Annotated in this window: 21 protein-coding genes and 2 tRNA genes; 6 read left to right on the top strand and 17 right to left on the bottom strand. The window is 45.8% G+C overall.

Translation table 11 applies throughout. The annotated features are described in order from the left end of the window. Nucleotides 1–24: 24 nt before the first annotated feature. Nucleotides 25–468, top strand: a complete 444-nt coding sequence (locus tag MTBPR1_RS00260) for an NUDIX hydrolase (protein WP_069185549.1) — start codon at nucleotides 25–27, stop codon at nucleotides 466–468. On the opposite strand, the gene MTBPR1_RS00255 is transcribed toward MTBPR1_RS00260, so the two are convergent. The 3 genes from MTBPR1_RS00255 to MTBPR1_RS00245 are packed head-to-tail and all read right to left on the bottom strand — an operon-like array spanning nucleotide 432 to nucleotide 6122. Then, the gene (locus MTBPR1_RS00255) at nucleotides 432–1817 is read right to left on the bottom strand and encodes an HlyD family type I secretion periplasmic adaptor subunit (protein ID WP_083222800.1); all 1386 of its coding nucleotides are present in this window, start codon (nucleotides 1815–1817) and stop codon (nucleotides 432–434) included. The genes MTBPR1_RS00260 and MTBPR1_RS00255 overlap by 37 nt on opposite strands. Next, nucleotides 1814–4006, bottom strand: a complete 2193-nt coding sequence (locus MTBPR1_RS00250) for a peptidase domain-containing ABC transporter (RefSeq protein WP_083222799.1) — start codon at nucleotides 4004–4006, stop codon at nucleotides 1814–1816. Before MTBPR1_RS00250 ends, MTBPR1_RS00255 begins: the two co-directional genes overlap by 4 nt. Continuing rightward, entirely contained in the window at nucleotides 3999–6122 is a 2124-nt protein-coding gene (locus MTBPR1_RS00245; RefSeq protein WP_069185548.1) for an ATP-binding cassette domain-containing protein, read from the bottom strand. Before MTBPR1_RS00245 ends, MTBPR1_RS00250 begins: the two co-directional genes overlap by 8 nt. Before the next feature lie 366 nt (nucleotides 6123–6488). Between MTBPR1_RS00245 and MTBPR1_RS00240 the strand changes: the two genes are divergently transcribed. Next, nucleotides 6489–8825 (top strand): LPS-assembly protein LptD, encoded by a 2337-nt coding sequence (locus MTBPR1_RS00240; protein WP_165602583.1) that lies wholly within the window; start codon nucleotides 6489–6491, stop codon nucleotides 8823–8825. Nucleotides 8826–8907: 82 nt separating this feature from the next. Here MTBPR1_RS00240 and MTBPR1_RS00235 read toward each other — a convergent pair whose 3' ends face one another. From MTBPR1_RS00235 to MTBPR1_RS00220, 4 genes are all read right to left on the bottom strand, one after another. Continuing rightward, a complete protein-coding gene (locus MTBPR1_RS00235; RefSeq protein WP_338031263.1) occupies nucleotides 8908–10710 on the bottom strand; it encodes a PHA/PHB synthase family protein in 1803 nt (600 codons plus the stop codon). Between the two features lie 192 nt (nucleotides 10711–10902). Continuing rightward, entirely contained in the window at nucleotides 10903–11667 is a 765-nt protein-coding gene (hisN, locus tag MTBPR1_RS00230; protein ID WP_069185545.1) for a histidinol-phosphatase, read from the bottom strand. 2 nt (nucleotides 11668–11669) lie between these two features. Beyond that, a complete protein-coding gene (locus MTBPR1_RS00225) occupies nucleotides 11670–13136 on the bottom strand; it encodes an NAD-dependent succinate-semialdehyde dehydrogenase (protein WP_069185544.1) in 1467 nt (488 codons plus the stop codon). Between the two features lie 48 nt (nucleotides 13137–13184). Next, on the bottom strand, nucleotides 13185–13523 hold the full coding sequence (locus tag MTBPR1_RS00220; RefSeq protein WP_126464927.1) for a DUF1491 family protein: 339 nt from the start codon (nucleotides 13521–13523) through the stop codon (nucleotides 13185–13187). Nucleotides 13524–13558: 35 nt separating this feature from the next. On the opposite strand from MTBPR1_RS00220, the gene MTBPR1_RS00215 reads away from it, so the two are divergent. From MTBPR1_RS00215 to MTBPR1_RS00200, 4 genes are all read left to right on the top strand, one after another. Then, entirely contained in the window at nucleotides 13559–13969 is a 411-nt protein-coding gene (locus tag MTBPR1_RS00215) for an HIT domain-containing protein (RefSeq protein WP_069185543.1), read from the top strand. A gap of 17 nt (nucleotides 13970–13986) precedes the next feature. Then, the gene (locus tag MTBPR1_RS00210; protein ID WP_069185542.1) at nucleotides 13987–14616 is read left to right on the top strand and encodes a TetR/AcrR family transcriptional regulator; all 630 of its coding nucleotides are present in this window, start codon (nucleotides 13987–13989) and stop codon (nucleotides 14614–14616) included. 410 nt (nucleotides 14617–15026) lie between these two features. Next, nucleotides 15027–15347, top strand: coding sequence for a peptidylprolyl isomerase (locus MTBPR1_RS00205; protein WP_069185541.1), 321 nt, complete (start codon nucleotides 15027–15029; stop codon nucleotides 15345–15347). 87 nt (nucleotides 15348–15434) lie between these two features. After that, nucleotides 15435–16106, top strand: a complete 672-nt coding sequence (locus MTBPR1_RS00200; RefSeq protein WP_069185540.1) for a hypothetical protein — start codon at nucleotides 15435–15437, stop codon at nucleotides 16104–16106. Nucleotides 16107–16230: 124 nt separating this feature from the next. Here the strand turns inward: MTBPR1_RS00200 and MTBPR1_RS00195 are convergent. From MTBPR1_RS00195 to MTBPR1_RS00150, 10 genes are all read right to left on the bottom strand, one after another. Next, nucleotides 16231–16306: transfer RNA gene (locus MTBPR1_RS00195), tRNA-Glu, on the bottom strand. Nucleotides 16307–16353: 47 nt separating this feature from the next. Beyond that, nucleotides 16354–16429, bottom strand: a tRNA-Glu gene (locus tag MTBPR1_RS00190). A 104-nt stretch (nucleotides 16430–16533) separates the two neighbouring features. Then, entirely contained in the window at nucleotides 16534–18294 is a 1761-nt protein-coding gene (gene recJ / locus MTBPR1_RS00185; protein WP_069185539.1) for a single-stranded-DNA-specific exonuclease RecJ, read from the bottom strand. Nucleotides 18295–18375: 81 nt separating this feature from the next. Next, nucleotides 18376–19356 carry a class II fructose-bisphosphatase gene (gene glpX, locus MTBPR1_RS00180; protein WP_205631191.1) on the bottom strand — a complete coding sequence of 327 codons (981 nt, stop codon included), beginning with the start codon at nucleotides 19354–19356 and terminating at the stop codon, nucleotides 18376–18378. Between the two features lie 15 nt (nucleotides 19357–19371). After that, nucleotides 19372–20664, bottom strand: a complete 1293-nt coding sequence (locus tag MTBPR1_RS00175; protein ID WP_069185538.1) for a homoserine dehydrogenase — start codon at nucleotides 20662–20664, stop codon at nucleotides 19372–19374. Between the two features lie 46 nt (nucleotides 20665–20710). Next, nucleotides 20711–21907: an LL-diaminopimelate aminotransferase gene (locus MTBPR1_RS00170; protein ID WP_069185537.1), complete on the bottom strand. Its 1197-nt coding sequence runs from the start codon at nucleotides 21905–21907 to the stop codon at nucleotides 20711–20713. Nucleotides 21908–22044: 137 nt separating this feature from the next. Next, nucleotides 22045–23235, bottom strand: coding sequence for an OmpA family protein (locus MTBPR1_RS00165; protein ID WP_083222797.1), 1191 nt, complete (start codon nucleotides 23233–23235; stop codon nucleotides 22045–22047). 122 nt (nucleotides 23236–23357) lie between these two features. Beyond that, the gene (locus MTBPR1_RS00160; RefSeq protein WP_069185535.1) at nucleotides 23358–23885 is read right to left on the bottom strand and encodes a gamma carbonic anhydrase family protein; all 528 of its coding nucleotides are present in this window, start codon (nucleotides 23883–23885) and stop codon (nucleotides 23358–23360) included. A gap of 9 nt (nucleotides 23886–23894) precedes the next feature. Then, the gene (locus tag MTBPR1_RS00155) at nucleotides 23895–24602 is read right to left on the bottom strand and encodes an alpha/beta fold hydrolase (protein WP_069185534.1); all 708 of its coding nucleotides are present in this window, start codon (nucleotides 24600–24602) and stop codon (nucleotides 23895–23897) included. Then, on the bottom strand, nucleotides 24602–25150 hold the full coding sequence (locus MTBPR1_RS00150) for a hydrolase (RefSeq protein WP_069185533.1): 549 nt from the start codon (nucleotides 25148–25150) through the stop codon (nucleotides 24602–24604). The genes MTBPR1_RS00155 and MTBPR1_RS00150 overlap by 1 nt, the downstream gene beginning before the upstream one ends. Nucleotides 25151–25198 lie beyond the last annotated feature (48 nt).

Here is a 25198-nt window from a genome sequence, read left to right as displayed (position 1 = left end):
TTTCAATTTTGCTTAAGGCTTAATATGCGTCTTTATCCTGATCGCCCTTGGGTTGGTATTGGCATTGTCATTCACAAAGATGACGACATACTGCTCATCAAACGTGCAAAGCCACCTTACGCGGGCCAATGGAGCCTGCCCGGTGGGGCACAAGACCTTGGCGAAACGATTTTTCAAGGCGCCTATCGCGAAGCCTTGGAAGAAACCAATATCAAAACCACCGATCACCGATTAATCGATATTGTTGATTCTATCCACAAAGATGAGAACGATAAAATCGAATACCATTATACACTGATTGAGGTTTCTTGCCTGTATAAAAGTGGTACGCTTAAAGCCATGGATGATGCAAGCGCGGCCCAATGGGTTCCCTTCACAAAAATCGGAAACTATGGCCTGCGCGATGAAACACTGCGCATCATCACACAATCCTATCTTTCGCGAAATGCCTCTGAAACAGAGGAATAAACAGGTTTGAGCAGATATTGCAGCAATGTCTTTTTACCTGTTGTGACATCTGCCTGCACCGTCATACCCGGCATGATACGGTTGCTTTCAGGATCATAGCCTACGTAAGAGCGATCAAGCACGATCTGTCCCTTATAATACGGTTCTTCTTTCTCGTTCATAAAGGTTGTCGCTGAAATAGTTGAAAGTTCCCCTGTGATCCCGCCATAACGGGCAAAATCAAAACTGGTGATTTTAACCGTAACGGGTTGTCCGATACGCATATGACCAATATCACGAGTGGTAATTTTCGTTTCAACAATCAATTCTTTATCAAGTGGCACAATCTCACTGATTGTCGCACCTGGTGCAAGTACCCCCCCAATTGTGGTGGCTTGAAGCCCTTTAATAATCCCTCTAACCGGGGCGCGCACTTCCAAACGCTCAACACGGTCTTCAAGTTTTGCAATGGCTTCACGCACCTGTGCGAGCTCTGACGTGACCGTGCCCATTTCTTGCAAAGCTTCTTCTTTTGCTTTGGCAACATCCTGTGCCAAACGGTTTTTGGCTTCTTCATGAGCCTCTAGCGCCTTTAAACGTTCTTGCACCACCTTATTCACATCACCGCGTGACTGGTTAGCTTCGCGTTTTAAATCCAGATAAACAACTTTTGAAGTAAGTCCTTGTTTATAAAGCTTTTCACGCATTCTCAGTTCGTCTTCAACAATGCTAAGATGCTGTCTTAATGTTGATTCTTGCTCATCAAGCACATCAAGTTCGGTACTTGTTTGTTCAATCTGATTAAGAAGAACCTGACGGCTACTATCTTGGGAGCCTGTCTGCACATGGTAAATAGTTTCTTGGTCTTTAACCATGTCACCATATTCTTTTGCCACAATCGAAAAATCAGGTTGGCGATCAAGACCTACTGCACGCAGGCGCTCAGCCTTTAACAATAAGGAAGCACGGCGTGCTTTCATCTGTGCACGCTCTGAATAGGCAGCCGCAGGGTCAAGGCGAATGAGAATATCATCAGCCTCAACAATTTGCCCTTCATCGACAAGAATTTCAGAGACAATTCCGCCTTCTAAATGCTGAACTGTCTGGATTTGACCTGAGGGAATAACTTCCCCAAATGAAATGGAGACTTCATCAACTTCTGTGAAATAGGACCACGCAACAAAGGCAATAATAACCAATCCGACGGTCATCATGCCAGCACGGATTAATGAAGATGTTCCGGCTTCTTCCAAAACAACAGATTGGGCGAGATAGCGCGTTTGTCGTGATCCGATTTTAAACGTAACCGGATGGACAATACGATCATCTTCATCGTCTTTTTTCGTTGTTGTGAGCTCTTTTCCACTCATAGGAAGTCTTTCGGTAAGTGGGGTTTTACTTCTTCGGTTGCACCATACATCTTCATATGACCATTTTCCAGCCAAAGTATCTTATCTGTAATTTTAAGATGGCTTGGACGGTGGGTCACGATAAAGCTGACGACACCTTCTTTTTTAAGGTTTTCAACTGATTTCATAAAGGCCTGATCATCATCAAAATCAAGACCGTTGCCCGGCTCATCAAAAAGCATGATTTTTGGCTTTTTAATAAAGCAACGTGCCAAGTTTAAACGCTGTTGGAAACTGGTTGGCAATTGTCCACCCGTTCCCTCACCAATGCGGGTCCAAAACCCTTTTGGCAGATCTTCAATATCTTTTAGAACATTTGCCATCTCACAGGCATGGGCGATGTCTTCATCCGTTGCAGCCGGATTTGCAAGGCGTAAATTTTGCGAAATTGTGCCATAAAAATACTGTGTTGTTTGCGGTGCATAACCAATCATCTGGCGCAATTCAAGTGGGTCAAGCTGGCGAATATCAGTTTGATCAAGGCGAATACTTCCTGCTTGTGGGATATACATACCTAAAAGCAGTTTCAAAACAGTTGATTTGCCACACCCGTTACCCCCAACAAGGGCCAAAACTTCACCGGGTTGGACATCAAAATTCACCCCAACCAAGGCGGGGTCAGCCTCAGGTGAATATCGCAGGGAAACGCGACCAAAAGAGATATATCCATCAACTTTACGGTTAGAATTCACCACGTCATCTTTATGTTCTGAATTAATATTCATCAGGTTGTTAATCTGTGAAATTGATGAACGAACTTGTTCCACACGGGTCAAGGTTACAAAACCAGATTGCAATGGCCCAAGAACACGCCAGACCAAGATCATAGAAGCCACAAGCCCACCAATGGTCATCACCCCATCGTTTACACGGAAAACACCAAGGGCAATTGTGGCAACACCTGAAACGATCATCAAAACATGAGAAACAGTTGTCAGGTAGTTTGTTACCTGTGCAGACTTAAAACTTGCCAATGATGATTTGGCAGAAAGCTCACGATAGCGCCCCAACCATGTTTCTTCTGAATTGCTGTATTTAATTGCGCGCAATGATGAAATTGTCTCAATAATCAATTCTTGGCGTTGCGAGCCATAACGCGCAGTCTCACTAATTGCAGTCCTGATTGAAGGCCCAAATGCCATGGCAACAAGCCAATAGAGCACCAACATAAATATAGGTACAAAGGCAACCGGGCCACCAAGAATGGCAATTACGATAACAAAAATAAAGGCAAACGGAACTTCAAATAACACCACAGCCATAGGCCCGGTGAAAAAATCCCGAATAGATTCAAAGTCTTTAATTCGCGCGACTTGTGCACCAATTGTTGCACGTTCTGTAAAGGCTGGTGGCAAGAACATGATCCGTTTAAAGACCTCATTGCCAACAATATTATCAATCCTTGCCCCTACAAATGCGAATATGCGCGTTCGAATTCTTCGCAAGACATAATCACAGACAAGGGCAATTGTCACCCCCACACCAAAATAGGCTAATGTGGTCATAGAGCCTGTCGCAACAACCTTATCATAGACCGCCATCACAAAAAGTGGGGTGGCAAGTGCTAAAAGGTTTAACAATAATGTTAAACCCAGAATTTGATACACAAGGCCCCGAAAGCGCTCCATAACCATCCAGAACCAGCCGATTTTCGCTTGGACAATTTTCTGTTCTTCTAAATCAACGGGTGAGAAGAAATAGGCTGTCCCCTTCATGGTCATATCTTTACCGGTGATTGTCTCATAATCACCTGTGCCGCCATTAAAGATACGCAATCCATAATCACTACGCGCGAGTGGCACAAAAGCCGGCATATTATCTGCCACATAAAGGCAAGGCATAAGGCGCGGATCAATATCAACGAGCCGGATACGTTCTGGGCGACTTGAATATTGCAAGTTCGCCATAACATTGCGAAACCCTGTAATATCGAGTTCATCCGCAAAGTGAGGCATGGCTTCTGCAATATTACGCTGCTGACCACGCCAGTTTAGTGATGTAAGTAAAATCTCAAGACAGGCTGCAAAATCAGAAATTTCACGCAAATTTGCCAAAAGTGGCGATTTCTTAATGGACTCAGCCATCGGAGAAAGCGCCGCACTTTCAGCAGGAACTTGTGCTACCTCTATTTTCCCCAATGCTTCAGCCATCGATCAAATCCGTTACTTTCTTTTTACGTTTTTTCGAATTACGTTTTTTCAAAATGAATTTTGGTGCTTCTTGCGGGTCAAGGCTATGATCCTTTGGTGGAATCACAGTAACCTTGGAATGAGGTGTTTTTTTGTTACTTCCCTCTTCCTTTGTCAAAACTTTCTCAGACTTCTCACCACGCTCAACAGTTTTCGGTTTCAAAACAGCTTGTGGCTTAGGTTGAACTGTTGCTTTTTTCTGTATTTGCCTAACAAGTTTTTGCGTTTGTACCGGTTTTGATTGCTGTGGCTGGACGTCTTTTACGCCTGCTTCAGGCTTAGCTTCTTTAGGTGGCTGCGGTGCTGCTGTTTTTTTCTGTGCCACAGGCTGTGGTGCGGGTGCAATTTCTTCTGGTTTAGCAGGTTGGGCAGGTGCTGGTGGCTTAAAGGCAAAATCATCTGCATCGCGCTTATTAAAACTACCATCTTGAAGGTCATAAACTTCATCAGCCATGCGTAACAAAGACGGGCGGTGTGATACAAGGATAAGTGTGCGGTTTCCCCGCGCCTGTTCCAAAAACTCAGTAAGTACCTTATCACCCGCACTATCCATGGCAGCATTTGCTTCATCAAATAACAAAACAACCGGGTCTGTCATTAAGGCACGTGCAATGGCAACGCGCTGCTTAATACCACGAGGCAAAGAATCATAAGCACCATTACCAACCGTTGTATCATAGCCCAGTGGCATTCTTGCCACAACATCATCTAGGCCTAACAAGCGGGCGATACGAAGGGCTTTTTCTTCAAGTTCCGGCTTGAACATGGTCAGGTTTTCAAGGATCGTTCCGTTAAAGAGAACACCATGCTGAGGCAAATACGCAATTTTACGACGAACACTTGTTGGTTCAAGCTCATTAATATCCTGACCATCAATCAATACTTGCCCTTCTGACGTGCGCATTGCCCCCATCATTACATAAAGCAATGAACTTTTACCACTGGCATTACCGCCTGAAATCCCAATAATCTGACCCGGCTCTACCTTCAAATTAACATTAGAAAATAACGCGGGTTTATCTTCTTCAAAACGCAGACCAACATTTCTGAGTTCAATTTCGCCGCGATAGCTCGCATCAATAACCGGAAAGACACCTTCTGTCTCCGGCTTCATCTCGAAAATCTCTTCCATCTTGCCACGTGCCAATTGGATGGATTGGAAGCGTGCCCAAATACCTACAGCACGTTGCAGCGGTTGCATGGCCCGACCAGAAAGCATTGTACAGGCTGCAAGTCCCCCCACAGTAAGTTGAGCATCAATCACAAAGGTGCTACCAAAACCAACAACAGCAAACATGGTGACTTGGGAATAGAGCGCGCCAAGGTTCATGGCAGCTGAACTATGTCGCGTTACATCGTAATCCGTCCTGGCACATGATTCTTGCAAACGCTCATAACGACGCAGCATCTGTGTTTCCATTGCCATGGACTTAAGTGTGTGAATACCGCTTAGAACTTCAATAATAAAGTTGAAGCGCCGCTCATCAGCGACCATACGCTCAGATAAAGCAGCCCTTAGGACACCACCGATGCGCCATGCATTAAAAGCGAAGGCTGCAATCAAAATGATCGGAACGATAACAAGACTACCTGCAAGATAACTGATCAAAGCCAAAAAGATAAAGGCAAACGGCAGATCAAACAGTGTCATTAAGGCTTGGCCCGCATAGAACTCTTTTAAGGTGCCCAATGAAGAAATACGTTCGAGATGAACACCTGAGCCATCTTTTTCAAACTCATTCACACTTGTTGATAAAATACGTTCAATTGCAGCACAACCAGCCATATGCTCAAACCGGGCACCGACCCAACCACTTAAATAAGTCCGCCCAATTCGCAAGATAGACTCGCATAAAAGAGCTGCTGCAATACCAGCAACAAGCATTGCCATGGTGTTCATTGAGTTATTGGGGAGAATGCGATCATAAATCTGCAAAAGCGCCAATGGCATAACTAGAGATAGAACATTAATGAAAAAGGAGGCTAATAGAATGTCGAACATTCCAAAAGAAGTTTTAGACTGCTTACCCAAACGGGCAAGCCAATCAACTTTCTCTTCCTTTCCTTTTTCTGCCATCTGTTTATCAAACCTAGCTTAATATATAACAATCATCCAACGTTATTAGTGCAACCGACACATGCAAGCAAACGAATAGATAAAATTTTATCTATTTTTACCTATGAATATCCCCATAAGCAAAAACATGAGCATGCACTAAGCGCAAAAATACTCTCTAATCTATATAAGAAATGACAAACAAATTATTAAGATGGGTAAAAAAAACGCATCCTATTGCCCGTTTAATAAAAACTTTCAGGTTAACGAAAAAGAAAGACCTCATCTGACATGATGGTTGATACTTGCGTGGACTGTACATTTTCCCTACTATCCGCGTCGCCTTATTTTTGCTTAGCCGAGACCATAGCTATGTTGGACAAAACCATGAAAAAGAACCGGAAACGGTCTTATAAAACTTTGATTGCAGCCTGCACTGCATTGGCATCATTTATGCCACTAAGCAGCCATGCGCAATTGTCCATCATGGGTGTCTTAGATACACGTGCGCCCTTTCAGCCACGGCTATCTCAGCCTACACAACCACAGTTCCAGCCACAATTCAGTACACCTCAATCTGTTTTAGCGACACAACATTCAGCCTCACCTTCCAACACACAAATAAAAAACACGCAGCCGACTGGTGGAAGAGGTTTTTCAGCTGAAGAAGTTGGTTTTCACAAAGAACTCGGTGTTATTACAGCACGGGGTAATGTTGAAATCATTCATGGCGATCGCATTCTCATTGCAGATACGGTTTCCTATAATCAAAACAAAGATTTAGTTACGGCCTCTGGTAATGTGCAAATTATCGAGCCAACAGGGGATGTGCTTTTTAGTGAATTCCTTGAAGTAACATCAGACCTAAAAAACGGTATTGCCAAAAAACTGGTGATGAGCCTTGCTGACAACTCGCATCTTGTTGCAAATTCTGCACAGCGCAAAGAAGGACGCTTTACCATTGCCAAGGATGCTGAATATTCACCTTGTCAAAAGTGCCAGGACAACCCTGAACGTCCCCTTGTTTGGAAGCTATCAGCCAATGAAGTGACCCATGATAGTTTACAAAAACGTATTGAATATTCAGATGTGTTCTTTGAACTCTATGATGTTCCTATTTTATATTTTCCGTATTTCTCGCACCCTGATCCTTCACGCAAACGCGAAACTGGTTTTTTAACACCAAGCTTTGGTGCACGCGGATCGCTTGATGGCTTTATTTCGGCACCTTTTTTCTGGAATATTTCGCCTTCAAAAGACCTGACAATAGAGCCGACATATTACTATAATATCGAGCAGCCACATGTTTCGGCTGAATATCGCCAAATCTTAAACAAAGGTGAAATGCGCCTTGCTGGCAGCCTGACATATGCTGATGGTGGTGTAGGTTCAACAGAAACGAATACAGAAGAGTTTCGCGGTCATATTGATAGCGAAGGTTTATTCGATATCAACAAAACATGGCGTTGGGGTTTCAACCTTAACCATGCAACTGACGAGACCTATATCAGGCGCTATGGGGTAACCAACCGCTCTGATAACGCACACCTTGTTTCTGAAGGTTTTATTGAGGGCTTTCGCAAACGTAACTATATGACTGCTCATTTTAAAACGTACCAAGAACAGCGCGATATTACCGATGAAGACCTGCAAGACGGTAAAATCGAATATGCCTTTAGCCATGTAAGTGACCCTCAATCCACAGGTGCCTTTTGGAAACTTGACGGTAATTTCTATGGTATCAATCGAAAGAATGACACCCGTACATCGCGCCTATCTGGCGATGCCTCTTGGGTAATTCCTTATACATCTGATACAGGGGATTTGATCACGCTGGATGCCAATCTAAGCTCTGCAGCATATTATGTTTCAGAACTTGATAACAGCTATCTCACCACTCCCTATAGCGGTGCACAAGCACGTATTGTTCCTAGTGTAAGCCTTGAGTGGAAGAAACCGCTAAGTCGCTCACAGATGAATGGTAAAGCCAATGAAATTTTCGAACCTATTGTAAAGTTCAAAGCATCACCAAACGTTGGAGACAACCATAAAATCCCCAATGAAGATAGCCAGGACTTTGAATTTGATGATACCAACCTCTTTAAAACCAATCGTTTTACAGGTTTAGATAAAATAGATGGCGGTCAGCGCATCGATTTTGGCTTCAACTGGGGTATTTTTGGCCAAGACGGTGGCTACAGCCAGATGTTCATTGGGCAGAGTTATCGACTACGTGATGATAATACATACGACACAAACTCAGGCCATAAAGATAATGTTTCTGATGTAGTTGGGCGCGTCGCTGTTAGCCCATCAAACTTCCTATCAGTACTTTATCGTTATCGCCTCGATAAGAATGACATGACCCTAAACCGAAGTGAGACACAGCTTTCCCTCGGTCCAAAATCATCACGCTTTTCACTTAACCACCTCTTTATTGAAGGAACAGGTCAATCTTCTGAATATGCAACGCGTGAAGAGATCACCGCCAAACTGCACAATAAGATTTCCAAACACTACTATTCTTCTATTGATGGGCGTTATCGCATGAGTAACCCAGAAGGTAGCGTTAACTACGGTGGGCGTTTTGGTTACGCTGACGAATGTACAAATATTTATTTTGATTTCCGCCGTAACTTCTCTGATGACCGGGACATCGGTCCGACTGACACAGTCACCTTACGCTTTGAGCTTAAAAACCTTGGTGGTTTTGGTACATTCTAAAGTATCAAGGTTTCCTACAAACACTAAAGCAATAAAAAAGGCTGGGAAATCCCAGCCTTTTCTTTGTGCATCTTTGTTAATGCTAGTCAATGGAGCGTACGCGAACGTAAGACCCTGGTGCATCTTCAAATGGCTTGTGTTTCTTGCTGCCCGGTTTGCGCGCAGCAACTTTACCGCCACTGTGACGACCGATCCATTTCTTCCAGTCCTGCCACCATGAACCTTCATGCTGTTCAGCACCCGCAAACCACTTATCAGGATCAGCAGGTTTATTAGTGTTGGTCCAGTAACCGTACTTACCTGATTTCTCAGGGTTAATAATACCGGCAATGTGACCAGAACCACCCAAAACAAACTTCAACGAGCCTTTAACCTTCTGGGTCAGCTTGTAAGTGGATTTCCATGGTGCAATGTGATCATCATGTGTAGAGATCATATAGACAGGTGTTTCAATCTTGCGCAGATCAATCGGCTCACCATTAAGCTCAATCCCACCCGGCTCAGAAAGTCTATTTTCCAGATACATTTTACGTAGGTAAAACTTATGCATCATAGCTGGCATACGGGTTGAATCTGAATTCCAATAAAGCAGATCAAATGGGAAGGGTTCTTTACCCATCAAGTAATTATTCACAAAGAAGGACCACACTAGGTCATTGGCACGCAGCAGATTAAACACCTGCGACATTTCAGAACCTTCAAGATAGCCAAGACGCTCCATATGCGCATCGAGCAGATCCATTTGCTCTTCGTCAATAAACACGCTGATTTCGCCCGCATCGGTAAAGTCAGTCAATGTTGTAAAGAGTGTTGCAGATTTAACTTTATCCGCTTGGCCTGTTGCAGCCAGATAAGCCAATGTACAAGAGGTAAGCGTACCACCAATACAATAAGCTGCGATATTAACCTGATCGACGCCTGTGATTTCTTGAATGGTATCAATCGCAGCCAGTGGACCTTCTTGCATATAACAAGAGAAATCTTTATGCGCGAGCTTATCATCAGGGTTAACCCATGAAATGATAAAGACCGTATGGCCCTGATCCACAGCCCATTTGATCAAAGAGTTTTTCGGCTGTAAATCCAGCACATAAAACTTGTTGATCCATGGCGGTACGATCAAAAGCGGGTTCTTGTTTACTTTTTCAGTTGTCGGTGTGTACTGGATCAACTGGATCAAGCCATTTTGATAAACGACTTTACCCGGTGTAGAGGCAACGTTTTTACCAAGTTCAAAAGCATCAACATCCGTCATTGAAACTTTCAGCTTGCCTTTACCTTCTTCAAGGTCATCAAGGAAATGCTGGAAGCCTTTCAAAAGACTTTGACCTTGTGAATCAACAGCTTCTTTAAGAACAGTCGGGTTTGTCGCAATGAAGTTACTCGGCGCCAAAGACTGAACAAAGTTACGTGTGTAGAAATCGACTTTAGCCTGTGTGCTCTCATCAATGCCTTTTACATCAGACATTGTGCTTTTGATCCAACGTGCTGTCAGAAGATAATACTGCTTTACAGCATCAAAATAGATTTCTTCTTCCCAGGCTTCATCTTTAAAGCGACGATCACCCGGGTTTGGCTTTGCAACAGGTGCTGTTTCTTGGCCCATCATACGCTGGGTTACATGCTGCCAAAGCGATGTATATTCTTTCCATAGATCAGCTTGTGCTTGCGCCAATTTTTGTGGATCTGACATCAATTGTGCAGACGCCTTCATGAACGCTTTACCAACCACATATGGGTCAGGAATTTGGAAACCGTCATCTTCAGCTTGATGCTCAAGAAATTTAGTCATAATGCGTTGTGAACGTTCTGCAAAATCCTGCATATTTTCCAGCAATTCCTGCTGGTCAACGTTCATCAAATTCTTATCTTGTTCTTGAGACAAACCTTATCTCCCTGTTGGTCAATTAATCTACGCTGGCTCAGTTCAGTCGAAATTGACACTAAAGTCAATTTGCAATTTCCATATGTCATACTCAAGTTTAGCAAGAATCACACGTCTAATTTTCTCAATGGTGCTATGACTTAGACACAACCCTTTGATTTTTCTAATTTTGAACGCAGCCTTACTAAAGAATTATCCGCGTAACTCTTTTAAAGCTTTTTCGTGCAACTCGATTGTTGAGGCAGCTAACAATCTTCCATCCCAGTCCAAGGTCACTTCTTCACCATCCCAACCGGTGACGATTCCCCCTGCCCCTTTAATCACTGGAACAAGCGCCATAGCATCATATGGCTTTAACCCGGCCTCAATCACCAGATCAATATGACCAGAAGCTAATAAGGCATAAGCATAGCAATCAGTCCCATAGCGAACTGTTTTGATTTTCTCTTTCACCCGCGTAAATGCAGCCTGTTGATCACCCTCAAACAAATCCATATCGGTTGTAAACAAACTGGCCTCTTCAAATGGCACCCCTTGGCGTACTTTACAAGCCTGCCCGTTAAAGGTTGTACCCTCAGGTGTGCCCACCCATTGCTCATCCATCATAGGGACATCAAGCACACCAACAACAGGGGTTGAGTTTTCAAGATAGGCGATCAAGGTTCCAAACCATGGTGCGCCACAAATGAAAGAACGCGTGCCATCAATGGGGTCTAAAACCCACATTTCAGCCCCTGCCCCTTCTTTAATGCCATGTTCTTCCCCAAAGATACCATGATCAGGATATTTGGCCTCAATGGCTTTGCGCATGGCCTCTTCTGCATTGCGATCCGCAATGGTGACCGGACTGTCATCCGCCTTATCAATGATCCCGACATTTTTGCGAAAATGTGGGCGGATCACGTCACGCGACAGGCCTGTTAAGCTTTGTGCAAATTCAATCAGCTCTTTAGTCATGATTATTTATCCACCCCACCCATACAGAGGTATTTTACTTCGACAAAATCTTCTACACCGTATTTTGAACCTTCACGCCCAATACCGGACTCTTTCACACCACCAAACGGTGCTGCTTCGGTTGAAATAATGCCTTCATTAATGCCGACAATGCCATATTCCAACCCTTCAGAAACCCGCCAGACACGCCCAATATCACGCGCATAAAAGTAAGCTGCCAGACCAAATGGCGTGTTATTGGCCTCAACGATTACCTCTTCTTCACTTTCAAACTTATAAAGGGGGGCAACGGGGCCAAAGATTTCTTCACTGGCAACGCGCATATCAGTTGTTACATTGGTTAAGATTGTTGGCTGATAAAATGTCCCACCCATTTCATGGGGGCTACCACCACAGAGCACATTGGCCCCTTTGGCTTTGGCATCATCAACCAGTTCCTGCACCTTGTTAAGGGCAGCTTGGTTAATCAACGGGCCTTGGGTCACCCCATCATCGGTGCCTAATCCTACCTTAAAGGATTTCACCGCCTCAGCCAGTTTTTCAGCAAAGGCGTCATACACACCAGCTTGTACGAAAATACGGTTAGCACAAACACAAGTCTGCCCGGCATTGCGATATTTTGAGGCAATCGCACCAGCCACAGCCGCATCAAGGTCGGCATCATCAAACACGATGAAGGGTGCATTGCCGCCAAGCTCCAAAGACACCTTTTTCACCTGATCGGCACATTGCTTCATCAGCAGCTTTCCAACAGGTGTTGACCCCGTAAAGCTGATCTTGCGCACAGTTGGGTTTGACGTCAACTCCCCACCAACAGCAACCGCATTGGCCTTATTACATGGCACAATATTTAAAACGCCCTTAGGGATGCCGGCTCGCTCTGCCAGTTCTGCCAAAGCCAAAGCCGTCAGTGGTGTATCTTCTGCTGGTTTTACGACCGCTGTACAGCCTACTGCCAAGGCAGGGGCGACTTTGCGTGTAATCATGGCAAGCGGGAAATTCCACGGCGTAATCGCACCGATCACCCCAATGGGCTGTTTCAATACAACAACGCGTTTATCCGGCCCATGGGCGGGGATGACATCGCCATAAAGGCGTTTGGCTTCTTCAGCAAACCATTCAACGAAAGAGGCACCATAAACAACTTCGCCCATGGCTTCTGCCAAAGGCTTGCCCTGTTCAATCGTCATCATCATGGCGAGGTCTTGCTGATTTTCCATAATCAGCTTGAACCAAGCCTGCATGATGTTAGCACGTTCCTTGGCTGTTTTAGCGCGCCAGCCAACCATAGCTTCTTGTGCGGACTCAATAGCTTTTTTAGTCTCGCTAGCCCCCATATCAGCGACAGAGGCAATCAACTCACCCGTTGCAGGGTTTAAAACATCAAATGTGGACTCATCATCGCCATCCACCCATGCCCCGTTAATATAGGCCTGAGTGTGCAAAAGTTTTTCATCTGAGAGTTTCATGATTGTCTCCATAAAATTTCATTTGATACGAACCTACCTGAGGCAAGCCTATTGAACAAGTTCCGCATCAAGCTCATATTGTTTTTTCGGGTCTTCAATCTCAATCACCCATAAATCCGGGTCACGTTCTGTTTGTCGGATGATATAGGCATCACAAGTGCGTTCATCAACATAGCCATCTTTTAAGCCATGCATCCAACCACGTTCCCCTTCAATGGTTGTCACCGGGGTAAGAACCGCACAGCCTTCATTAAAACGGTTTAATTTCAATAAAACTGATCCCGCATCCGGATCACCTTTACGAACGACCATGGCCGATATAAAGTTCATATCGCAAATTCGCAATTGCGCTTGCACCCAAATGCCAGCTTTAATCCGGTCAGACACGTTAAATCCCACTCACTCACAACGAAAAGAAATCCATGTTTAAACTAAATGAACGAATTGACAACGACACGTTTGAAATTTGCGAACTTTCTTTATGCAAAGTCCTGCTCATGAATGATGCACAATATCCATGGATTATCCTTGTCCCCATGATAGAGGGGATGACAGAAATGCATCACATCCCTCAAGAAAAACAGGCAGAGCTTTACAAGAATATCAATCAAGCTTCTGAAATTATGGAAAGACTGTTTGCGCCCAAATCCCTCAATGTTGCGGCCCTTGGCAATGTGGTCAGCCAACTTCACATCCATGTAGTTGCACGTTTTGAAACGGATATCGCTTGGCCCGGCCCAATTTGGGGACAACATCCTGCCCAGCCCTATCAAAATGATGAGAGGCTAAATAAACTGAAAGAGGCATTCCAACAATTGCAATCTCGGTCCTAAAGTATTAAAAGACACCTATGAGCACACAAACTTTAAAAAGAAAATCACGCATTCGGGAGCGCAATGAGGAAACCATCCTCAAAGCGGCGGAAAAAATATTTTCGCAGCAAGGGTTTGGTGCGGCTACAACAGCAGAAATTGCTAAATCAGCGGGCATCCCAAAAGCCAACCTGCATTATTATTTCAACACCAAAGAAGACCTTTACCTTCGCGTGCTGGAAAATATTTTGGAAACATGGCTGATCGCGGCTGAAGATTTCACAGCTGAACATGAGCCCAAAGAAGCTTTGGAAAACTATATCCGCACTAAAATTGAGCTTTCACGCACCTGTCCTGAAGCCTCTAAGATTTTTGCAAAAGAAATCATCAGTGGCGCGCCTTTCCTAAAAAAACACCTCGATAAAAACGTTAACCCTTGGATTAACGAAAAAATCAAAATCTTTGAAGGCTGGATTGCTGATGGCAAAATGGCCCCGGTTGACGTGCGCCACCTTTTCTTTTTGATCTGGTCTATGACCCAGACCTATGCGGACTTCAACACGCAGATGACCATCGTGCTGGAAAAGAACAAGCTGGAAAAACAAGATTATGAAACAGCTGCTGAGATGATCATTAACATGACATTTTCGTTATGTAAGCTTAACTAAACTGTCATTTGTGTGATAGACATCACATCTTTATAAAAAGCCATCGGATAAGTTAATCATATCACCCAAACAGGTGATGGCAAAAAGCATGAGGTTCTGTAAAAGCCTCACAAAGCTTAAAAAAGCTAAAAACAGGGGACTAAGATGACACACAATAAATGGGCGCAAAGTGGGATAGAACCCTGCCTGGAAGATATGATGAAAGATCCAATTGTCGAGCTGATCATGGCACGCGACAATTTGAAGAAAGACGACGTCTGGAAAGTCGTCCATTCAGCCAAACAACAAATTGAACAAAGAGCAGCCTAAATCTCTTCTTTCCTTTTGGAAATGAGAATTGTAGATTGCTATCAACAGCGCCCGCATGTTTCGGGCGCTTCTTAGTTATATTTACTTTTGGAGATTCTAAAATGGCTGATCAAGTTGGTGCTGCGCACATCCTTCTCATGTATGCAGGTTCTGCACGTTCAACAGCAACACGTACAAAAGATGAAGCGCTGTCACAAATCACACAAATGAAAACCGACATTGACGGTGGTGCTGATTTTGCTGAGCTGGCACAGAAAAACTCTGATTGCCCATCTGGTGGCAACGGTGGTGACTTGGGCGTATTTGGTCGTGGTCAAATGGTTCCTGAGTTCGAACAAGCTGCATTCTCTATGGAAGTGGGCGCAACAAGTGACGTTGTGGAAACCGATTTCGGTTACCACCTGATCCAACGCACATCCTAAGAAAAAATATCGTTCCCGTCTTTGCGGGAATCTAATAGTATGTATCCCCGCTTCATGCGGGGATATTTATTTGTGGAGACTTGTGACATGAGTGGCGTTGACCTAGACCATCCTGAAGTTATTTTCATCAAGCGTCTTGATGGCACCGGGTATGGTTTTTTCTATTCTACACCCGCACAATTTGATAATGCGGCCTATGGCTTTATCGGTCCGATTAAAGAACGCATTAAAAAAGAATCTGAAGAAAAAAATGAACTCCCGGTCAATGCTGAGGAACTCTGCTTAAAAGCCTCCATCACCTCCATGGAAAAAGTCTTTGAACCAAACTGGGAAGACAATGATGGCATCGATGGTGCGCGCTGTGTTGCCGCTTCTTGCGTGGCGGAAAGCAAATGGGAAGGCGAAATGCCCCAATGTATCGTCATTGAACAAACAGGCGACGATATAACCTTGCGCGAAGGTTTTGAGTTTTTAGAACACCCGGGCTATCCGTTATGCGTTGTAATCGGTTCTAAAGGCGATGGCGGCGGGCTTTGCACCTTTTTTGATACAGAAGACGAGTTTCGCCTTGTCGCAACAAAAGTACCAAGCGAACATACATGGCTGCCCCAGCTTATCTATCGCCTCTATGCCAAAACCCCGTCCATCATGACAGGTTTCCCCACCCCAAGCCCTGAGGGCAAAGGCATCAGCGTTGAATGCCATGCCTATACCCTTAACAGGCAAGGCCACCTCATTGAACGACAAAGAAAAGCTTAAGACGCTAGTTCATAAGAAACAATCACGGTCCTCGCATAATGCGGGGACTTTTTTTGTTGATAAAGACGTCATTGCCCATAACAAAAAAGCGCAACCAAATGAATGGTGCGCTTTTTTTTGAATATGGCGACCCCTACGGGACTCGAACCCGTGTTGCCGCCGTGAAAGGGCAGTGTCCTAGGCCACTAGACGAAGGGGTCATATTCAATTTTGTTACCAACAGCTACCGCTCTTTTCAAGGAACGGATGGCGACCCCTACGGGACTCGAACCCGTGTTGCCGCCGTGAAAGGGCAGTGTCCTAGGCCACTAGACGAAGGGGTCAGCGCCGTTTGGTGAGGCGGGTTATAGACGATGCTTTTCAGCTGGGCAAGAGTAAAATTGCATTTTTTTTATTTTTTTTATAACAGGCTTAAAATACGGCTATTTTACACCCATGCCGCATCATCAATTAACAACTGAACAGAGGTCCCTCCCCCCCATGTATCGAGCTTGAGTCGCCCTGCAATATGTAATTTACGCCCATTATGCTGCAACAAGGCCTGTCCCAGCTCAGAATCTAGTGCGCGAAACGCAATGGCCTTTAAACGCACGCCAAATTCATCGCTTAAAAAACATCTAACATGGTCTTTGCCCACCACATCAGCGCGCTGAACATTCACATTGCTTAACACAAAACGTGGTTGCGCATTGCCAGAGCCAAAGGGGCCAACCTGTTCTAACTCTTCCACCAAAGCCGGTGTGACCGCACTTGGCGAAATGGCCCCATCGCATTTATAGGTCGGCTGAATATCCTGTTCTTCAATTTGCGAGCCAATGCGATCTGCCAAGAAAGCTTTAAATTCATCAAGCTTGCCTTCTTCCACCGTAAAGCCCGCCGCCATGGCATGACCGCCACCTTTAACCAACAAGCCGCTTTGACGCGCAGCAATAATGTTGGTACCCAGGTCTACGCCTGTTACGGAGCGACCAGAACCATGCCCAACACCATCTGACATAGAAATCACACAGGCAGGCAGGCTGTAGCGCTCTTTTAAGCGCGAAGCCACAATCCCGATGACACCGGGGTGCCAATCTTGCCCAACGGCCATAACAACGCTGCTATGCTCTTCCCCATCAACTTGGGCAATGGCTTCATCCAGAACATGTTGTTCAAGTTCTTTTCGGTCTTTATTATAGCCATCAAGCTGGGCGGCGATCTCAGCAGCCATTGCAGGATTATCCGTGGACAGAAGATTCGCCCCTAAATAGGATTCTCCCACACGCCCCCCGGCATTTACCCGCGGGCCAATCACAAATCCAGCGTGATAGGCTTCTGGCGTCTCATTCACCCCAGCGACATCAGCCAAGGCCGCAAGCCCCGCATTGCCCCTGCGCGCCATGATCTTCAGCCCCTGTATAACAAAGGCGCGATTAAGCCCTGTAAGCGGCACAACGTCACAAACAGTGCCAAGGGCCACAAGATCAAGTAAATGGCGCAGGTCAGGCTCTTTTCGCCCCTCTACAAACCATTCAACTTCGCGCAAGGCCCGATTAACACCGACGCAAAAAACAAAAGTCACCCCAACAGCTGCCAAATGAGCATAACGCCCATCTTCATCAAGGCGCTTTGGGTTAATCACAGCCGCGCAATCAGGCAGTTTCACTTCAGCCTCATGGTGATCCACCACAATGACCTTAAGCCCGATAGAAGCCGCATGGGCCAATGGTTCAAACGATGTGGTGCCACAATCAACGGTGACAACCGTACTCACCCCTTGAGCCTTGAGCGTGTCCATAGCCGCAGAGTTCGGCCCATAGCCTTCTTCAAGACGATCAGGGATATAGATGGTTGATTTTGCCCCAACCCCATTTAAAAAACGCCGCAAAAGCGCTGATGAAGTCGCCCCATCAACATCATAATCACCAAAGATAGCAATCAGTTCTTCATTTTGGATGGCGTCACACAGGCAGGAAACCGCCTCGCTCATGCCTTTGAAATGATTTGGATCAGGCAAAAGATCACGCAAAGTCGGGTTTAAAAAGCTTGCGGCCTCATCTAGGGCCACACCGCGAGACGACATCACGCGCCCTGTGAGCTCACTCACCTCAAGGCGTTGCGATAAGGTCATGGCCATGCGTTCGTCAAACGGGCGTTGCACCCATTGTTTGCCGGACACGGATTGTTCGATATTGAGAAGGAAATCCATATTTTTTGTCGTCCTCACAAACGCGGGGACTTTTCTCCCACATGTTCAATTGGTCCTTGCCATGGCGAGGACGACATAAATTTATTCTTCCAAAAGGCCAGAACGGGTCAGGTCATGATAAGCTTCAACAAAGCGGATGGTACCGCTGCGTGAATTCATCACTAATGAATGGGTCTGCGCACTTGATCCAATACGCTGAACACCTTGCAATAAGGCCCCGTCTGTGACACCCGTTGCAGCAAACATCACTTGACCTTGAACCAGATCATCAAGTGAATATTTCTTTTCAAGGTCTTTAACACCCATTTGAGCCGCAATTTTACGCTCTTCTGGTTTTCTAAAGACCAAACGCCCTTGGAACTGCCCGCCGATACATTTAAGGGCCACAGCCCCAAGCACACCTTCAAGCGCACCACCGATACCGATATAAACATCAATACCGCTTGAAGGCTGACTTGTTGCAATTACAGCAGAAACATCGCCATCAGGGATAAGCTTGATGCGTGCGCCTGTTTCACGAATGGCATTGATGATGCCGTCATGGCGCGGACGCTCCAACACACAAACCACAAGGTCAGAAACCTCACAGCCTTTTGCCTCAGCAATAGCGCGCAGGTTTTCTTCCGGCGTGGCATCAAGGTCAATAATGCCTTCAGGAAGACCGCCACCAACAGCTATTTTATTCATATAAACTGGTGGGGCCTGAAACAGGTTTCCACGCTCAGCCATTGCAACAATCGACAAGGCATTGGGCCCGCCTTTTGCAGCTGATGTAATACATTCTAGTGGCTCAAGCGCAAAATCAATCTGCGGACCTTCGCCCAGACCAACTTTTTCACCTGTATAAAGGATCGGGCTTTGTTCTTGATCACCCTCACCAATCACCACACGCCCATCAAGAGACATGGCATTTAAGGCATCACGCAAGGCTTCACCCGCTGTGCGGTCAGCCTCTTCCTCATCCCCGCGCCCCATCAGTGAAGAAGCAGCAATGGCTGCGGCTTCTGTTGCACGTACAGCTTCAAGGGCGAGGTTACGGTTAATTCCTGCTAATTGAGACATCGCCCAATTACTCCATTAAAAATCTTCAATGCGGATCATACGCGGTGTTTCAACAACGCTATCCAATGCACCAATACCATCCAATGCTTTTAACATGGAGTCTTCACTTGTTTCATGCAAGGTCAAAACAAGGGGGACAGTCTCACCCGGGGCGCGGTTGCGCTGAACGATGGTTTCCATAGAAACGTTATGTTCTTTCAACACACCTGCGATATCCGCAAAGACACCCGGCTTATCAACCACCATCAAGCGCACATAATAGGAGCCTTTATGACGTGCAAGTGAGGCCGAAGACAATTTTTCAAGCTTGTCTGCTGCGACAGAGAATGTCGGTACAGAAAGACTGCGCGCGATATCAACAAGATCACCCACAACCGCAGAAGCCGTTGGCCCCTCGCCTGCACCGCGACCTTGCAAAACCACCTTATCGACAAAGTTACCTTCACAGACAACAGCGTTAAACACGTCTTCCACTTGGGAGATCGGCGTTTCTTTTGACACCATGCAGGGATGAACGCGCTGTTCAACAGTGCCGTTTTGGCGCGATGTAATGCCAAGTAATTTAATGCGATAGCCCAGCTCTTCTGCAAATTCGATATCAATTGGGGAGACATGGCGGATACCTTCTGTCTGCACACCATCAAAATCAACTTCACAGCCAAAGGCCACACTTGTCAAAATCGCAAGCTTGTGCGCGGCATCAATACCATCCACATCAAAAGTCGGGTCCGCCTCTGCATAGCCCAAGTCTTGGGCCTCAGAAAGGATCACGTCAAAGTCACGACCTGTTTCGCGCATGTTGGTCAGCATGTAGTTACAGGTACCGTTCAAGATACCGTATACACGGCTAAAGCCATTACCAGCCAAACCTTCACGCAATGCTTTGATGATAGGAATGCCACCTGCAACTGCGGCTTCATACATCACGTTCACGCCTTTGGCCTCTGCCGCTTTGGCAAGGGCTGTGCCATGATGGGCGATTAAAGCTTTGTTGGCAGTAACCACATGTTTGCCATTTTCAATGGCTTTTTCGCACAAGGCTTTGGCAATACCGTCTGATCCACCGATCAGCTCAACGACAACATCCACATTGTCATCTGAGGCCATATCAACCGGATTGTCATACCATGTAAAACTATCCAGTGACACACCACGATCGCGGTTGCGATCACGTGCGCTCACTGCTGTTACTTCAACAGAGCGTCCGCAACGTGCAGACATGAGGTCTTTATTGTCATTAAGTACTTTGATTACACCAGCACCGACAGTACCGAGGCCAGCAATTGCAATTTTTAAAGGCTTGTCCATGGTTCACTTAACCTAAAAAACAAGTGAAAAGAAAAGGTCGAATTTATTAAAGCGTCTCGCCTGCATTATGCGTTCGCATGAATGTTTTGATATTGCGCACAGCTTGACGGATACGATGAACGTTTTCCACCAGACCAATACGCACATAGCCTTCGCCATGTTCACCAAAACCAACACCCGGCGCAACCGCAACTTGGGCTTCTTTTAACAAGAGTTTTGAAAACTCAAGTGAGCCCAGATGTTTAAACTTCTCAGGGATCGGCGCCCATGCAAACATGGTTGCAGGCGGGCTTGGAATATCCCAACCAGCCGCAGCCAAACCTTCAATCAACACATCACGGCGTTTTTTATAAAGCGCGCGAATTTCATCAACGCAATCTTGTGGTCCGTTTAGGGCTGCTGCTGCGGCCACCTGCACAGGTGTGAACGCGCCATAATCAAGATAAGATTTAATGCGTGTTAAGGCACCGATAAGCTCTTTATTCCCTGTGGCATAGCCAATACGCCAGCCTGCCATAGAATAAGTCTTGGACATGGAGGTAAATTCAACCGCGATATCCCATGCATTTTTCACCTGCAAAATGCTAGGTGGTGGGTTATCGTCAAAGAAAATCTCAGCATATGCCAGATCAGACAAAATCCAGATCCCATTTGCGCGACAGAAATCAACGATCTCTTCGTAAAAAGCCACATCACAGACACAGGCTGTCGGGTTACTTGGATAGTTAATCACAATGGCTGATGGCTTTGGCAAGCTATGCTGCACGGCACGCTTGAGTGCTTCCAACATACCCTCACCCGGATAAGCCGGGATATTGCGCACAGAAGCACCCGCAATCATAAATCCAAAATGGTGAATCGGATAAGACGGGTTTGGCACCAAGATCACATCACCCGGTGTGGTGATGGCAGACGCAAGGTTTGCCAGCCCTTCTTTGGAGCCAAGGGTCACACAAGTTTCCGTTTCCGGATCAACCTTCACCCCAAAACGGCGTTCGTAATATTCAGCATTGGCTTTGCGCAAGCCTTTAATGCCACGTGATACAGAATAGCCGTGTGTTTTTGGGTTTTGCACCGTTTCAACCAGCTTATCGACGATATGCTTAGGTGTTGGTGAATCTGGGTTACCCATTCCGAAGTCAATAATGTCCTCTCCCGCCGCTCGCGCCGCTGCCTTCATTGCATTAACTTCAGCAAAGACATAGGGGGGCAAACGTTTTATGCGGTGAAACTCGTGTTCCATGACCTCAAGAGACCTTCCAGATTAAATTAAAAATAAAAGAGGCTTTCCGATTAGAAAGCGCATACCTGCTTTAGACCACAGGTGCGCTTAAACGGAAAGCCTAAAATTAGGTTTGAATGCAAATTTTGACTAAAAAATTAGTAATCCACAAAAATTTCCGTACGGCGGTTACCTGCCTCGCCTGATGGCATCACTTCTTGATAAAGTGGCTGGCTGTCAGAAACACCACCAACAAACAGACGTTCGCCCGCAACACCAAGCTTAAGAAGCTGGCGCGCAACCATATCGGCACGACCAACAGACAGCTTCATATTCACCGCCTGATGGCGATCTGGTGCCATATTGCGTGTGCGTGAACTTGCATGACCGACAATACGCACCACACCACCTTGTTGACGGTGAATGCTGGTCACTTCACGCAAAATACGCATGTCTTCATCTGTCAGATGTGCAGACCCATTACCAAACTGAATGGTGGCAACTTGAAAAGAGCCCGTAAACATGGATGGGTTAAAGCGTGACAAAGATAAAGCCTGGCCGTTTTGCACAACAGCGGGTTCTGTCATCATGGCAGATGTCATTGTATCGCGGTAATCGGTTTGAACCGAGCGGTTCAAAGACGCCATTTGTTGGGGTTGTCCATATCCCCCACCATTGCGATCAACACCACCGCTTGAAACAACAACTGTTTCAAATGGATGGTTCATCAAGGCCAATGTATCTTGCCCGCCCATTCGTGCATTCACATTCAACGGACGTGTCTGTGCGATATTAGCGGCATAAATTTCACTTACACTGCGATTATCCATCTGTGCAGGTACTTGTGGCTCACTCACAGCAGCTTGTTGAGGCTGTGGCGGTGTCAAGTTAACCTTAGCATCAGCAGGCGCTGTATTTACCACTGGGGATGGCGTAGCTGTTGCAGCTGCCATTTCAGTTGTGCTTACAGGTTTTGTTGGTGCCGCTTTGGGTGCAGGGGCTTGTACTGTTTCAACACGCTGGGCATCACCAAGGGGGTTTACCACATCGCCTTGGCGCATCACCTGTTGGGCATATTGGCGCGAAGGTGTTTGTGCTGCTACAAACCCTGATGGAATTTCTTTTTGTTCAGCAGGTGCTTGAACAACGGGCTGAGCATCGGCATTCACCATTGTCGGCTGCGGTACCGTTTTTGGTGCATCTTCATTGAAATATTCAACAGAAGAGCGATACCATTCAACCGGATTGACCGAATCTGGAACAGATGAACACCCCACGAGCAACAAAGGCGCAGCCATTACAGTTGCTTTCATGACCAGCTTTTTACTCAGCATTTTGGTGAACATCATTTATCCCTCGTGTGTTAGCCCCATTTAAGGTGCATTTTACCCTGTTCGCTATGACATTAACATAACGGTTAATCGCAATCTAAACCATTACCATCATAAGGTTAATATAAAATTACAATTTTTTATGACTTTTCTTCATTTAAGTAGTTTGAAGCCACATCAACATAATGATCCGTACCCTGCTTAAGCCCCGCAATTTGCTCTTCAGTCAAATCGCGCATTTTCTTGGCAGGGTTGCCGCCCCACAGCTCACCAGACTTAACAACCTTGCCCGGTGTCACCAAGGCACCAGCAGCAACCATGGCACCTGTTTCAACAACCGCACCATCTAAAACAATTGCGCCCATCCCGACAAAAGCACCATCTTTTAAGGTGCAACCGTGGATTACAGCGTTATGGCCAACCAGCACATCATCGCCGATATAAGTGCCAAATTTATCAGCGGTCACATGAACGATTGTGCCGTCTTGGATATTACTGCGTTTACCAACACGGATTTTCTCAACATCACCGCGCAATACACAGCCATACCAGATGCTGGATTGCTCTCCAATTTCAACATCACCAATCACAACAGCATTTTCTGCAATGAAGGCATCTTTGGCGATTTTGGGTTCTGTACCTTTATAGGTTCGAATAAGCGGTTTCATTTTTCAATCCTAATTCTGTAGCCAATAGCGCAACAAGGCGGTGACGGCTTCGGGTTGTTCCATCGTGGATAAATGCCCACAATTTTCAATTTCCACAAGGGAAGAATTCTTTATTTCATCGCCCATCTGGCGCGACACCTTAACCGGGGTCATGCCATCTTGGCGCCCCACAATAATCAAAACGGGGGCCTCAATGTCTTTCAAGGCATCAAAACTATCTGCACGGTTTAACAAAGCCGTTTGTTGGCGAATAAATCCATCCACCCCAATGCGGTGCGCCATGGCATCAATGGATTTGACCAGTTCTTCATCATTATAACGTTGCGGATGGATCAAGCGGCCTAAAATCGTTGTCATGACTTCTTCCAAGCCATGGTCTTTTGCCAGCTCTATTAAGGAAAGGCGAAATTCTTTATGCTCAAACAGGTCTGCAAAGGGAGAGGTATCAAGTAAAGCCACCCGATTGATCCGCCTTGGGGCCATACGCAACAATTCAAATGCCACATAGCCGCCCATGGATAAGCCCGCAATTGAAAAAGTCTCAGGCGCATCTTCAAGCACTTGCACAGCATAATCACCTATGGACTTTCCTTTTGAAAAGTCCGCCACCCGCACATCATAATCTTGGCCAAGATATTCAATCTGATGACGCCAAAGGCTGCGATCACATAAAAGGCCGGGCAAAAGATAAAGCGTCTCTTTTGTTTTCTTAGGCATTATTTGATCAACGGCAAAATAGCTTTAAAATCATCCGTACCGCCACGGCCCAACCATTCAAACATAACCATTTCAGAACTGACAATCTGCGCGCCGCACTGGCGCATACGCTCAAGACCAAGGCGTTTATTATCAGCTGTTCGTGACGCCACACAATCTTCAACCACATAAACCTGATAGCCCGCATCAATCAGATCGAGCACGGTTTGGAGCACGCACACATGGGTCTCCATACCTGTTACCACAACCTGATTGCGCCCTTTTTCCTTAATAGCAGCGGCGATATCATCTTCAGCAATTGATGAGAACGACATTTTTTCAACCACATGGACCGGATTGATTAAAGGCGATAAAACCTCAACAGTTTTACCAATGCCGTTTGGATATTGCTCTGTCACCATATAAGGTACACCAAGCTGCTGTACGGTTTGTAAAAGCTTGTAATTTGCCTCAATCGCAGCTTCCCCATTATACATCTCAGGGGCAAGTTTCTGTTGAATATCAACGACCAACAGCATGCTTTCCAGTGCTTTAATTCTTAATGACATACCAAACCCTGTCCTTTTTCTTTTTGTCTCTAAAAGCACACTAACCGA

It is taken from the genome of Candidatus Terasakiella magnetica (genome assembly GCF_900093605.1).
GTDB classification, from domain to species: domain Bacteria; phylum Pseudomonadota; class Alphaproteobacteria; order Rhodospirillales; family Terasakiellaceae; genus Terasakiella; species Terasakiella magnetica.
This window is presented reverse-complemented; position numbering and strand designations above follow the sequence as displayed.